The sequence below is a fragment of the Helicobacter pylori genome (assembly GCF_003637665.1).
Taxonomy (GTDB): domain Bacteria; phylum Campylobacterota; class Campylobacteria; order Campylobacterales; family Helicobacteraceae; genus Helicobacter; species Helicobacter pylori_CK.
The window spans coordinates 14,036-27,371 of the sequence record NZ_MVWR01000004.1 but is presented as its reverse complement, the minus strand read 5'-3'; the positions used below and the strand labels follow the sequence as shown (position 1 = coordinate 27,371).

Annotated in this window: 10 protein-coding genes; 2 read left to right on the top strand and 8 right to left on the bottom strand. The window is 36.9% G+C overall.

Translation table 11 applies throughout. The annotated features are described in order from the left end of the window. Positions 1-64 precede the first annotated feature (64 nt). Genes EAL49_RS04000 through EAL49_RS03990 form a run of 3 tightly spaced genes read right to left on the bottom strand, consistent with a single transcriptional unit; the run spans position 65 to position 2,984 of the window. Positions 65-1,336 carry a restriction endonuclease subunit R gene (locus tag EAL49_RS04000; protein WP_120829098.1) on the bottom strand — a complete coding sequence of 424 codons (1,272 nt, stop codon included), beginning with the start codon at positions 1,334-1,336 and terminating at the stop codon, positions 65-67. A gap of 15 nt (positions 1,337-1,351) precedes the next feature. Beyond that, positions 1,352-2,128 (bottom strand): DNA methyltransferase, encoded by a 777-nt coding sequence (locus EAL49_RS03995; RefSeq protein ID WP_162973101.1) that lies wholly within the window; start codon positions 2,126-2,128, stop codon positions 1,352-1,354. Beyond that, a complete protein-coding gene (locus EAL49_RS03990) occupies positions 2,121-2,984 on the bottom strand; it encodes a DNA-methyltransferase (RefSeq protein WP_120829094.1) in 864 nt (287 codons plus the stop codon). Before EAL49_RS03990 ends, EAL49_RS03995 begins: the two co-directional genes overlap by 8 nt. 246 nt (positions 2,985-3,230) lie before the next feature. Between EAL49_RS03990 and EAL49_RS03985 the strand changes: the two genes are divergently transcribed. Together EAL49_RS03985 and EAL49_RS03980 are read left to right on the top strand one after the other, a co-directional pair. Then, positions 3,231-5,657, top strand: a complete 2,427-nt coding sequence (locus EAL49_RS03985; RefSeq protein ID WP_120829092.1) for a site-specific DNA-methyltransferase — start codon at positions 3,231-3,233, stop codon at positions 5,655-5,657. 9 nt (positions 5,658-5,666) lie between these two features. Further along, positions 5,667-8,576 carry a DEAD/DEAH box helicase family protein gene (locus EAL49_RS03980; RefSeq protein WP_120829090.1) on the top strand — a complete coding sequence of 970 codons (2,910 nt, stop codon included), beginning with the start codon at positions 5,667-5,669 and terminating at the stop codon, positions 8,574-8,576. Positions 8,577-8,843: 267 nt separating this feature from the next. Here the strand turns inward: EAL49_RS03980 and mreC are convergent, their stop codons facing one another. The 5 genes from mreC to fabZ are packed head-to-tail and all read right to left on the bottom strand — an operon-like array spanning position 8,844 to position 13,322. Then, the gene (mreC, locus tag EAL49_RS03970; RefSeq protein ID WP_120829088.1) at positions 8,844-9,590 is read right to left on the bottom strand and encodes a rod shape-determining protein MreC; all 747 of its coding nucleotides are present in this window, start codon (positions 9,588-9,590) and stop codon (positions 8,844-8,846) included. Positions 9,591-9,593: 3 nt separating this feature from the next. Beyond that, the gene (locus EAL49_RS03965) at positions 9,594-10,637 is read right to left on the bottom strand and encodes a rod shape-determining protein (protein ID WP_000577760.1); all 1,044 of its coding nucleotides are present in this window, start codon (positions 10,635-10,637) and stop codon (positions 9,594-9,596) included. Positions 10,638-10,679: 42 nt separating this feature from the next. After that, positions 10,680-12,026, bottom strand: a complete 1,347-nt coding sequence (gene clpX / locus EAL49_RS03960; RefSeq protein WP_120829086.1) for an ATP-dependent protease ATP-binding subunit ClpX — start codon at positions 12,024-12,026, stop codon at positions 10,680-10,682. A gap of 1 nt (position 12,027) precedes the next feature. Beyond that, positions 12,028-12,840: an acyl-ACP--UDP-N-acetylglucosamine O-acyltransferase gene (lpxA, locus tag EAL49_RS03955; protein WP_108379107.1), complete on the bottom strand. Its 813-nt coding sequence runs from the start codon at positions 12,838-12,840 to the stop codon at positions 12,028-12,030. Positions 12,841-12,842: 2 nt separating this feature from the next. Further along, positions 12,843-13,322 (bottom strand): 3-hydroxyacyl-ACP dehydratase FabZ, encoded by a 480-nt coding sequence (fabZ, locus tag EAL49_RS03950; protein ID WP_120829084.1) that lies wholly within the window; start codon positions 13,320-13,322, stop codon positions 12,843-12,845. Between the last annotated feature and the right edge of the window lie 14 nt (positions 13,323-13,336).

The window sequence follows — 13,336 nt, the reverse complement described above, 5'->3', positions numbered from 1 at the left end:
ATTGCCTTTATACTAAAAGCGGTTATGAAAAACGCCCTCTTTAAAAAGACACCGCTTTATTTTATCAGCCGTTTTTAGAATGCAATAAATCTTTATTGTATTCCAACATGGCATTTTGTAAATTAGGTTTATATAACACATTTTCAATATAAGTAAAATAAAGGCTTTCTTGTTCTTCTTTTAAGCCTTTAGATAAAATCACATCGCAATTTTCAAAATACAAACAAATATGTTTATTTTGCGTTTGAGATATTTTCGCATGGTTAAAAGCGTCAATATAGATTAAGTTTTCCCATTTATCCAAAAGATCAAATTCTTCTATAGAGCGAGCCAAGCATAAAGGCACAATGTGGTGCAATTCAAAACCCTTTTCTTTTTTAACGCCATGTTTTTCAAAATAAAGGGCTTTTTCTTTAATGGAGCGTTTGAGCTTTTTATCGTTTTGTTTGTTTTCTTCATTGAGCGTTTTTAAAATAAGCCTCTCTTTATTGGTTTCAAAAAACACGCTTTGTTCTAGCAAGCTAAAAATCTGTTGGGCTTGATTTTTCCAATTATGATAATCTCTCTTTTCTAGCTTATTCCCATTAAAATGGTTAGGATTGCAATAATCTTGCGCTAACTCTTTTAATTTTTCTTTTTGGATACGGCTTAAACTCCTATATTCTCTAACATATTCTATAATTTCGCTTCTAGTAAAATTTTCAATATTTAAAAATGTAACAAAAAACATCATTTCTTCAATGTCTAAATAATGATTTTCAAGCTCTATCATCACCTCTCTGCATTCTGCCCCAAAACCTTGCAAAAGATTTTCTAAAGCTTGCGTGTAACAAAAATTTTTTCTTGACAAATCTTGTGCATTTAAAAATTCTATAGCTAAGGGAGTTAAACTGATATATTTAATATTGCTTTGAATGTAGGGGTTTGTAGGTTCCTTATTTTTATTGTAGCGTTCAATCAGCCCCATTCTATGCATATCTACAAAAAGATTTTTTCTCAAGCTGTCTTGGGTTACTTGATTCTTTTTTCCTAAATTATCTTGAGGCATTTCAGACTTGCAGATATTATCAACCACTTTCGCATAAACTTCTTCGCCTATGATATTGCTAGGGCGTTTGCTCATATCGGTGGTGCGAATTTGTAAAAAATCTTCTCCCACTTCATTAAAAATAGCTTGAATAATAATTTTAATTTTATTTTGATCGTAACGATTGTGTTGGGATAAGTGTAAGCCCCTATAATCAGAGCTTTTTATGCGATTAGCTAAGAATTTCAAACACTCTTTGCTAGGATCAAGCTGTGTGATTTCTAGTAAAATTTTTTCTAATTTTGGCATGTTAAATATCCTTTTTTATTTGCATTCATTATACTTAAACATTTCCAAACTCTCATGCACATATTCAGCATGGGTTTCACACCCTATAAAATTACGCTCCAAACTTTTAGCCACTAAGCTAGTCATGCCACTGCCACTAAACAAATCTAAAATCAAATCGTTTTTGTGAGAGCTAGCCTTTATCATGCGTTCAATGAGCGCTTTAGGTTTAATGCTAGGGTGTTTTGGCTTAAGGATTTTACCCTTCTCTTTTTCAACATGCCTTTGTGAAGTGATTTCCCACACATCAAGGCATAATTTGCCCTTAGGGTTAGGGAACCAGCGTTTGTTGTTTTTTAAAATCCCCTTACTTTGAGCATGTTTGATGCGTTCGGTGGATTCATAAGCGATGCGAACCTCATCGGCATTAAAGGTGTAGTTTTTCTTGTGCATGCTATAAAATAAAATGCTTTCTTGCGCGTGGTTATAACGCTTTTTGGCGTTGGCAAACCCATCTTTTTTAACCCAAGTGATAAAATTTAAAAAATGCGCTTTTTTATGGCGCAAATACGCTAAAAATAAAGCGCAATTAAAAGGGGTATTAAAGATATAAAAACTCCCTGTGTCTTTAAGTTTGGGCAGCATTTTATCAATCCAAGCGTAAGAAAATGTTAAAAACTCTTCATCATTTTTAAAACTATCCCATGAAGCAATTTTAAGATTGTAAGGAGGATCAATAATGGCTAAATCAACGCTTTTATCTTCTAATTTGTCTAAAAATGTGAAAACATCTTCTATATAAATCTTATTCAAAATCAAACAAGTTTCCTAATTTTTGCTCAATCAAGGGCTTATAATTTTCATAGAGTTCATAACCTATAAAATTTCTTTTTAAAAGCTTTGCTTCTCTTAAGGTTGTCCCGCTCCCGCTAAATGGATCCAGCACCACATCGCCCACGCAACTATACAACCTAATCAAACGCCTTGCTAATTCAGCCGGCATTAAAGCCGCATGCTTACCAAAAGCAATATCGTTTTTATTAGGGATTGGGATTTCCCAAATTTGTTTGGTAAATTCCACCCATTCCTCTTGAGTCAATTGGCTTTGTTCTTTTTGCTCTTCTGTGGGTTGTTTGGGCTTGCCGTCTTTGACAAACACGCCGATAAATTCTATAGTATTTTGCGCATAAAAATTTCTGGGATAAGGGTAGCTCCCAAACATCAATCTTTTAGTAGGATTTATGCGTTTCCAAATATAGACATCTAGTAAGAACATTTTAGGCTTGTTTTCTAGCGTGTTGTTTAAATCATGCAAAATAGAGTGTTGGATATCAGCATGCAAATCAAAGATATGGCGGTTATAATGCGTGTTTAAAACCTTTTTAAGCATGGGCATTAAAGGCACATTAATGCATAGCTTACCATTTGGTTTTAGCACTCTATAGCACTCAAGCCAAACTTTTAAAAGACCTAAAAGATAATCTTCATATTTTTCTAACGCTCCTAAATCTTCAACATGTTGGGTTGAATGCTGTAAATCTTGTGTGCCATTTTTCGTGTAATCTTTAATGTTGAAATAAGGCGGGCTTGTGATGATCAAATCCACGCTATTATCTGGCACTTCATTCATGTTGGTGCTGCTGTGATAAAACACTTTATTGATATTCAATCTTATTTTTACCTTTTATTAAACTTCAATGGGTTTTGCATGAAAGAATTTTACAATGAAATAGGGGTATTTTAAAAAAATGAGTCAGTCAAGGCAATCTAAAATTTCAATAAGCCAATCCCCCTAACGCTCTCGCTCAAAAGGTAATCGTCTTCTAGTAAAAAAATCTTTTTTTGCATGGGGTATTGTAGCGCTTAATGGGTGGGCTTTGTTATAATACTTTCCATATTTTTAAGGAGCGTTATAATGAAAACGAACGAAGCGCAATTTTATGAAGTTTTAGAAAACCTTTTCATAGGCGTTAAGATTGAAGATAAGCAAGAAAGCCTTTTAGATCCTACCCCTAGAGCGCTGAAAAATGGCATGATCAATCTCATGAAGGCTAAAAGCCAGTATTACCACCATAAAAAACAAGAATTAAAAAAACTCATTGATTTGAAATGCCAAAACAACAACGATCTCAAAGAAGAATTGTTTGACAAACTCTATAGCTTTTTCAAGCGTTATTTGAGCGCTAATGGAGGGATTTATTTCAACGACACGCCCCTTTATGACAGCCTTTATACCAAAAGCGATTATGAAAAATGCTCTCTTAAAAAAGACACCGCTTTATTTTATAAAACTAAAGATCTTTACTATGTGAAAAGCGAAACGAACTATAAGGATTTTTGCTTTGAATTAGAAAACATTCTTTTTAACTTTGACACTTCTTTATTAGAAAGCAAAAAGTATAATGAAAAAGTGGATTTAGTCTTTGATTTAAAAAATATAGTAAAAGATACAGACACAAAAACTAACACCCTGAATTTTAGCGTTACTCTTAGCAGCAAGGGGACTCAAACAAAAATAAGTGAAATCATAAAAAAATGTTTCAATCAAGGCGTCAAACTTGATGAAGAGATTTTAAAAAAAGCGTTTGTCAAATTCAAAAAGCAAGGCAGTATGGATTATTTTATTCATAAAAACGCGCTAGGGTTTTTAAAAGAGCAATTGGATTTGTATTTGTTTGAATACCTTTTTAAAGAAATGACTGATTTTGATCACAAACGCCTTAATGGGATCAACATTATTAAAGAAGTGGCTTTAGAAGTGATTGTGTTAGTGAGCGAATTTGAAAACGAACTCTGTAAGATTTGGAACAAACCCCGCTTTGTATTGAACTCGCATTTCATTGTAAGCCTAGACAAATTGAAAGCTAAAAACTACGATTTGGATAAAATCACAAACCACCCAAACTACCTCAAACAAGTTAAAGAATGGCAAGACTTGAATTTAAAAATTACAGAAAACGAGTTTTTGCCTCTAGACACTCTCTATTTTAAAGATTTAGAAGAAGAGGTTAAAAGCTTATTTAGTGGAAATGAAATCAACGGCACGCTCATTAAAAGCGAAAACTACCAAGCCCTAAACTCCCTTAAAAACCGCTATAAAGAAGCCATTGATTGCATTTATATTGATCCGCCTTATAACACGCAAAACAATGAATTTGTTTATGCGGATAATTTCAAGCGCTCCAGTTGGCTTTCTATGATGGAAAACCGCTTGGAGCTTGCGCGCAAGCTTTTAAACGATAAGGGCGTAATGTTTGTGAGCATTGATGACAACGAACAGGCTTATTGTAAAACACTCATGGACGAAGTCTTTAATGGGGGGGGTGATAACTTTGTAGCGAGTATTATTTGGAAACAATTTCATTCAGTTAAAAATGATGCTACTAATTTTTCAAAAAATATTGAATACATACTATGTTATTGCAAAAATTTTTCTAAAAACCTTATTAGTAATGAGCCGTTTGATAAATCAAATTTATATAAATTAAAAGATGAAAATGGTTTTTACAAATTAGACCCTGTGTGGGCAAAAAGCGGTAATAATTTTAGCCCTTATACTTTTCTAAATGGTAAAACTTGGTCTCCCCCTAGCGGAACTTTTTGGCGTTATTCAATAGACACATTAAAAGATATGGAACAAAATAATAGAATAGTTTTTAATGGTAAAAATCCTATGGCTAAACGCTATCTTTCAGAAGTAGCCGAAGGTAGAAAATCTTCAACTTTTTGGGACGGATCAGAAGTTGGTTACAATCTTAATGGAGACGCTGAAATAAAGCAACTATTTAATGGAAATAAAGTTTTTAATAACCCCAAACCCGAAGCCCTAATTTCAAGAATTTTAGAAATTTCCACCAAAGAAAACGATCTCGTTTTAGATTTTTTCGCCGGGAGCGGGACGGCTTGTGCGGTGGCGCACAAGCTTAAGAGAAAGTATATCGGTATTGAAATGGGGGAGCATTTTGAGAGCGTGATTTTGCCACGCCTTAAAAAGGTTATAAGCGGTTTTAAAAGCGGTGCGGCTAAAGAATTTAATGGAGGTGGGGCAATCAAAGTTTATGCGTTAGAAAGCTATGAAGAGATTTTAAGAAAAATCAAGTATGAAGACAACGACAAACCCTTAGCTTATGATGAACAATACAGCGATTTAGTGGGATGCAAAAACGAGTCTTACACGATCAATTTAGATGCGCTAGAAAAAATGGGCGTGGATATTAAAGAGACTTTAGAAAATTTATGGGGGGTTGGAGTGGAGTTTTTCAATGAAAAAGTGGTGAAATTTAAAGGGAATGATAAAGAAGTAGAGATCTTAAAAGCCTTAAAAGAAGCGCTCATCTGGTAAGGAAAAATCATGGCAAAGAAAAAAGATTTAACCACCGATAATGAAATTTTTGTCGCTCAAAAACTCGCTGAAGAGGAATTGAACACTAACGAGATTAACGAGCCATTAGAAATGTTAGACTTTAAAAGCTTTGATAATAATAAGGAGCTTTTAGATTACCAACAGCAAGCTTTAATCAACGCTTTTAGAATGCTTGTCGCTTATTTTAAAGATTTCAAAGGGAGTAAAAAAGAATTTTACGCATTTTACCAGAAGCATTATTCGTTCGCTAATTGCGATTTCGCTAAAAAGAAACTCCATCCTTTGTTAAAGAATCATTTTAAGGTGGAAAATCATTGCGTGAGTTTTGAAAATTTCATCAACCGCTTAGCCTTTTACATGGCCACAGGGAGCGGTAAAACGATTGTCATTATCAAACTGGTAGAGCTTTTAAGCGTGGCTATAAGAATGGGTTTAATCCCTAAGAAAAATATCATGTTTTTTAGCGCGAATGAGCATTTGATCAAGCAATTTGAAAAAGAAATTGAAAAATACAACCGGGGTAAGGACTATTTTAAGCAAATTGATTTCAAAAGTCTTAAAAGCGTTAAGAATAAGGATTTTTACCACGCTCCAAAAGATTTTTTCATAGAAAAAATCGCTCTTTTTTATTACCGCGCGGATTTAATGAATGATGAAGAAAGCAAGGAAAACCTTTTAAATTATAAAGATTATTGGGATAATGGGGAAAACTATGTGATTTTAGATGAAGCGCATAAGGGGAACAAGTCTGAGAGCAAAAGACAGGCGATTTTTAGTCTGCTGTCTTTAAAAGGGTTTTTATTCAATTTCAGCGCCACTTTCACCGAAGAAAGCGATCTCATCACTGCGGTGTATAATTTAAGCGTGGGCGAGTGGGTGAAGCTTGGCTATGGCAAAGAGTCTGTTTTATTGAAGAAAAATAATTTAATCGCTTTTAAGGAATTAAAAGATTTAAACGATAGGGAAAAAGAAATCGCTCTTTTAAAAGCGTTATTGCTTTTGGGCATGCAAAAACGCTATCAAACAGAAGGCTATTTTTACGACCCTTTAATGCTCGTGTTCACGCATTCTGTGAATGTTGAAAACAGCGATGCGGAAATCTTTTTTAAAACTTTAGCGCGCGTGATTGAAAATGACGATGAGGGCGATTTTTTAAAAGCTAAAGAAGATTTATTAGAGGAATTAAAGAATCCGGAATTTCTTTTTAGCGATGATAAAGAACAAGACTACAAGGTTAAGGTTTTTAAAGAGGGTTTAAAAAGCATGGATTTTAAAGGCTTAAAAGAAGCAGTTTTTTATGCCAGTAACGGGCATATTGAAGTCATTATTAACCCTAAAAACAACCAAGAAATCGCTTTCAAGCTCAACACAAGCGATAAAGTCTTTTGCTTGATTAAAATAGGCGATATTACCGAATGGATTTATGAAAAATTAAAGAGCGTGAAGGTGGTGAGCAAGAATTTAAGCTTTAAAGAAGAGAGCTATTTCAGCCAGATTGATAAGAGCAGTATCAATATCTTAGTGGGATCTCGCACTTTTGAAACCGGGTGGGACAGCACAAGGCCTAGCGTGATTTTATTTCTCAATATAGGGCTTGATGATGACGCTAAAAAGCTGGTGAAACAATCTTTTGGCAGAGGCGTAAGGATTGAAAGCGTCAAAAACCAACGCCAAAGGTTAGCGTATTTAGACATAGATCCTTCCATTAAAAAAGCCTTGAAACCAAACGCTGCAATGTTAGAAACGCTTTTTGTGATACCCACCAACCATGCAAGCCTTGAAGCGATTTTAAAGTTCCAAAAAGAGAGCGAAAATAAGGGTGAGAATAGAGGTTCTTGGCGTGAAATCAAATTAGAAAAAACGCCTATAAAACACGCATTATTCGTGCCTTGCTACCGAAAAGAACAAACCAACGCTCTTAAAATTTCTCCAAGCGCTTCGTTTAAAATGAGTGAAAAAAATTTTAAGGATTTAAAAGAGTATTTTCATTTAATGAGTGAAAAGCATTTTATTTTAAAGCATGAAATTTATGACCCTAAAGATTACACGCTGTTAAAAGAAATGATACAAACAGCGCATTTTAAAAAAGTATCAACTTGGCATTATAAAGATTTAGATTACATGATTTCTGAAATCAAAGGCAAGCTATACCCTAATCAAAAAGTGCCTAAAGACGAGTTTAACGCCCTAGATAATGAGAAAATCGTGCATTTTAAAAGGATTCAAGTTAGGGCGGATAAAAAAGAAAAATTGATTCAAACCATCCAAGAAGTGAAAGAGTATGCGCCTTTGGATAAAGAAACTTTAAGAACAAAAATCGCGCAAGGCGAGATCGATCCTTATGATACAGAAAAACACAAACAAGACAAAACCTTTGAAGTTGATGGTGCCGAGCTGTTAAAACTCAAAGAGCATTACTACACCCCTTTAATTAAAGCCAAAAACTGCGATTGGCTTAAGCATGTGGTTAAAGTAAAGAGCGAGATTGATTTCTTAAAAGAGTTGCAAGAAACTGAAACCATAAAAGCGCTGCAAGAAAACTATGATTTTTGGGCGTTCAGCAAGATTGATGAGCATTTAGACAATTTGTTTATCCCTTATATAGACAACGCTACAGAAAGGAAATTTTTCCCTGATTTTATCTTTTGGCTGCAAAAGGGCGACACGCAGATCATTTGTTTCATTGACCCTAAAGGGACCGAACACACTAGTGGCCTACGCAAGGCAGATCCATATAAAAACCTTTTTAAAGATAAGGTTTTTAGATCTAAAGACGATCTAAATTTCAAAATCAGAGTGGTTTTAAAATTTTATGGAAATAAGGATAGAGTGCCGGAGCTTTATAGAGATGATTGGATCAAAAAAGGGAAACTAGAAGATTTTTTTCTGACCTTATAGCCTAAATTTTATCCCACTAGCGCGAAAAACTCCGTCCTTTAGGGCGCAAGATGTAAGCGTTTAGCCGTTAGGCTATATTCACAGCTAAAATAGGTTAAAATATATCCAGTCTTTTTGGGGTAGGAAATATCCATGCAGACTTTAAAGAACAAAGCCTTTCGTGTTAGCATTCAATGGAATGCTTTGGTTAGGAAGCTCCTTGTTTAGCAAGGGGTGGTTTCACTGAAAGGGGCTAAAAATGCGCTTGAATTAGCCTTGAATAGAGCGCTAGTTTTTCACATCGCTTAAAAACACATGCCTTAAAAGTTTGGCTTCGCTTAAAAAAGCGTTTTTTAATACCGCGCTTTTATAAGTGTAATGATCTTCAATGCTTGAAACTTCGCCCACAAACACCCCCGCTCCAAAAATCCCATCCAGCCCGCTCGTTAGCACTTGATCGCCTATGTTAATTTCAGCGCTTGGGACAATAAAATCCACGACTAATTCTTGCTTGAAATTAGATCCTATAAAGCCTAGCACTTGATTTTTGCCTATCATCACGCTATAAGCGCACCGCTTGTGAGCGTTCAAAAACCCGTTCAAGCGCCCTTTTTCTAGCACGGCAATGCCTATGGCTTGATTGTGAGAGACAAGGCCATAAATCTTATTTTCTTCTAAATTTACAATAGGGTTGAGAGAGACGCTGCGCGTGTCTTCTAAACTGATGAATGAAGTCATAAAAGTAGGGGTATAAGTCATTTTTGGATTTTCTAAAGGATAAACGCTATTCAAACGCTCTTTCAAATCGGCGTTTTCTAGTTTTAAAGCTTCTAAAATCAAGCGTTCTTTTTGAAATTCCTTAATGTTTTGGGCTTGAAAAAAATACGCTTGAATGTTGTCTAATAAGCTGTTTTTAGCGCTCATCAAGGCGTTTTTAATCCGGTCGCTGATATAAGAAGAACTGCCTTTAAAGTCTAAAAAATAAAAAATAAGAAAAATCCCTAAAAGCCAAAGGAATTTAAAATAAAAACGCATGCATTATTCACTAAAACCCACACGGCTGAGTAAATCCAAATCTTGTATGGCTTCCCCTGTGCCTTTGGCTACCGCCAATAAAGGCTCATCGCCCACATACACAGGGAGTTTAACCATATCGCTTAAATACTTGTCTAAGCCTTTAATCAAAGCCCCACCGCCGGTAAGCACCACGCCATTTTGCACAATGTCTTTAGCCAAATCCGGCTTCACTTCTTCAAGCACGCTCCTTAAAGCGCTAGAGATTTCCCTCACCTGATCTTTAATGGCTTCAAACACATCATCAGAACTCAATTCAATCGTGTGCAACAACCCGCTCACTTGATCCCTCCCTGACACTTCCATCGTTAGGGGCGGATCCAATTTGATCGCGCAACCGATTTCAATCTTGATCTCTTCGCCGGTGCGCTCCCCTATCAACAGATTGAATTTCTTGCGGATATATTCCACGATGCTTTGATCCAATTTATCACCGGCCACTCTAATGCTTTTAGAGATGACTAACCCCCCAAGGCTGATCACGCCAATTTCAGTCGTGCCTCCGCCAATATCCACGATCAAACTCCCTTGAGGCTCTTTCACGGGTAAGCCTGCCCCGATCGCGGCCGCCATAGGCTCTTCAATCAAAAAGACTTCTCTAGCCCCCGCGCTCAAAGTGCTCTCTTTAACCGCATTCCTTTCCACGCTTGTCAACCCATAAGGCACGCACACCATGATGCGCGGGCGAATCCATGTCTTTCGTTTGTGCGCTTTTTCAATAAAGTAGCGGATCATTTTAGCGGTAATGTCATAATCGGCAATCACGCCATCTTTCATGGGGCGAATCGCTCTGATGCTGTTAGGGGTTTTGCCTAGCATTTCCTTAGCCTCGCTCCCCACTGCCAAAATATCATAAGCTTTAGAATCAAACAATCCCATGCGCACCGCCACAATAGAAGGCTCATTGATAATAATGCCCTGCCCTTTGACTAACACAATCGTGTTAGCCGTGCCTAAATCTATGGCAATATCATGCGAAAACAAACCGATTAATTTGCTAAAAATCATGCCCTTTCTAATCCTTTATCATTAAATTTATAAGCGTATTTTTTAAGGAAGCATTTTAGAATGCGTTTTAGCAATGATCAAAGGTTCAGCTTGTTTTAAAACACAATCTTTGGTGATACGCACTTCCGATCCTTTAAGCTTGGGTAAATCAAACATAATATCCAAACAAAAATCTTCAATGATCGCCCTTAGGCCCCTAGCCCCGGTTTTTCGCTCTAAAGCGAGTCTAGCGATTTCTTTGATCGCTTCTTCTTCAAAGATCAAATCCACCTCATCCATTTTGAAAAGTTGCTGGTATTGCTTGATTAGGGCGTTTTTAGGTTTTTGTAAAATATCCACCATCGCTTCTAAACTGATGCTATCTAGCGTGCTTAAAACCGGCAAACGGCCAATAAGCTCAGGGATAAGCCCGTAAGTAACCAGGTCATGGGTTTGGACTAAATGCAAGATCGCTTCTTGCTCTTTTTTGCTCATCTTTTCTTGAGTGAAACCCAACACATTTTGCGTGGTGCGTTTTTTAATGATTTCAGCTAACCCGTCAAACGCTCCAGCGCAAATGAATAAAATATCGCTCGTGTCAATTTGAATGAAATTGCCCTCAGGGTGCTTTCTGCCGCCTTTAGGGGGGATATTCACTAAAGAGCCTTCAACGATTTTCAACAACGCTTGCTGAACGCCCTCGCCAGAAACGTCTCTAGTGATGGAGCGGTTTTCTGACAAACGGCTGATTTTATCAATCTCATCAATAAACACAATGCCTTTTTGGGCTTTTTGGACATTCCAATCGCTCGCTTGCAACAATCTTGTAAGGATATTTTCCACATCTTCGCCCACATAACCCGCTTCAGTCAAGCTAGTCGCATCGCTAATGGCGATAGGAATATCCAAATGCTTGGCGAGAGTTTGCGCCATTAAAGTCTTGCCTGAACCTGTAGGGCCGATCAATAAAATATTAGACTTGCTCAACTCCACTTCTTCTAAATGCTCCAACTCCACATTGCTGTCTTGGTTGTCTTGTTTTTTGAGTTTTTCTTTAAAAGATAAGCGTTTGTAATGGTTATACACGGCTACGGAAAAAACCTTTTTAGCCTGCTCTTGGCCTATCACATAATTGTCTAAAACCGCCTTAAGCTCTTTAGGGGCTGGAATGCGAGAGAGCAAAAACTCTTCTTCATAAGCATTAGATTCCATTCGCCTCAATCGGTCTCTTTTGAGCGTTAATAAAGAATCCATTCTGTCGTATTTGTGCAATTCCCCATGCATCACATCTATACAATATTCGCACACGCACACATCTTTATTGAGATTGCTCGCAAAAATAATGCGGCGTTTTTTGGGATCTCTGGATTCTGGTTTTTTGCAAAAACTGCAATAAAGCGTTTCGTTCATGTTATTCCTCTTGTTTTTCTTCGCTAGAATATTCGCTTGACTTATACGCCACGCCCCTAGAACTCTCTAAAATAAAAGAGCAAATCTCTTTTACAAAAGGGTTATTGGCATGCTCTTCTAACTCTAATTTAGCGCTCTCTCTTAAAGAGGGAATAGGGCGAAACAACCTCTTATAAAGCGCATGGATGAAATCAATATCCTTACTCTCTAATAATTGGCGCATCCTGTGGCGGTTTAACCCCCTAATAAAAGCGCGATTGCCCTCTACGGTGCAATAAGGCGGCACATCTTTGCCTAAAGCGCTCTTACCGGCTATCATGCACCCTTTAGCGATACGCACAAACTGATGGATTGCGGTAAGACCGCCAATATTGACATAATCGCCTATTTCAATATGCCCTGCTAAAGTTACACCATTAGCCAAAATGCAATGACTGCCAATCACGCAATCATGGGCGACATGCACATAAGCCATGAGCAGGTTTTTATCCCCAATAATGGTTTTTTTAATCCCCCCTTCAGTGCCGGGATTTATCATGCAAAATTCACGAATAAGGTTGTCTTCTCCAATAATCAGTTCGCTGTATTCGCCCTTATATTTTAAATCTTGAGGCTGTGTGCCTAGCACGGCAAAAGGAAAAATTTCGGTGTTTTTCCCAATGAAAGTATGCCCTTGTAAGGTTACATTGTTATGGAGTTTCACGCCTTCATCTAGTTTGACGCCATCTCCAATCACGCAAAATTCTCCAATCTCTACGCCCTTATTAATCTCTGCTTTAGGAGAGATGATGGCTGTTTTTGCAATCTTACTCATTTTTATTCTCTCTCTGCGATCATGGCTTTTAATTCGGCTTCAGCGACCACTTTGCCATCCACTTGAGCCGTGCCGCCCACTTGCCAAATCATGCCTTTATGCTTTAAGACTTCTAAATGGTATTCTAATCTGTCGCCTGGGGTTACAGGAATGCGGAATTTAACCTTATCAATCGTCATGAAATACACGATTTTTGTTTTGGCTATTTCAGGGTCAAACCCCCACAAGCTAGTGAAGGCTAAAAACCCTCCCGTTTGCGCCATGCCCTCTACGATTAAAACGCCCGGGAAAATGGGCTTATTAGGGAAATGCCCGTTAAACACATCTTCATTAAAAGTGATATTCTTATAAGCGACAATTTTTTGATTGGCTTGTAACTCTATAATTCTATCCACTAAGAGCATGGGATAGCGGTGAGGTAAAATCTGTAAGATATGCTCTATAAAAAATGGGGATTGTAAGTTTTGATGGCTTTGTTCCATAAAATAAACTCCTT

What these genes read in the sequence shown, in the direction of transcription:
- EAL49_RS03985 (WP_120829092.1), top strand. Translation starts at nt 3,231, where the DNA reads ATGAAAACGAACGAAGCGCAATTTTATGAAGTTTTAGAAAACCTTTTC.
- lpxA (WP_108379107.1), bottom strand. Translation starts at nt 12,840, where the DNA reads ATGAGTAAGATTGCAAAAACAGCCATCATCTCTCCTAAAGCAGAGATT.
- fabZ (WP_120829084.1), bottom strand. Translation starts at nt 13,322, where the DNA reads ATGGAACAAAGCCATCAAAACTTACAATCCCCATTTTTTATAGAGCAT.
- EAL49_RS04000 (WP_120829098.1), bottom strand. Translation starts at nt 1,336, where the DNA reads ATGCCAAAATTAGAAAAAATTTTACTAGAAATCACACAGCTTGATCCT.
- mreC (WP_120829088.1), bottom strand. Translation starts at nt 9,590, where the DNA reads ATGCGTTTTTATTTTAAATTCCTTTGGCTTTTAGGGATTTTTCTTATT.
- EAL49_RS03965 (WP_000577760.1), bottom strand. Translation starts at nt 10,637, where the DNA reads ATGATTTTTAGCAAATTAATCGGTTTGTTTTCGCATGATATTGCCATA.
- EAL49_RS03980 (WP_120829090.1), top strand. Translation starts at nt 5,667, where the DNA reads ATGGCAAAGAAAAAAGATTTAACCACCGATAATGAAATTTTTGTCGCT.
- clpX (WP_120829086.1), bottom strand. Translation starts at nt 12,026, where the DNA reads ATGAACGAAACGCTTTATTGCAGTTTTTGCAAAAAACCAGAATCCAGA.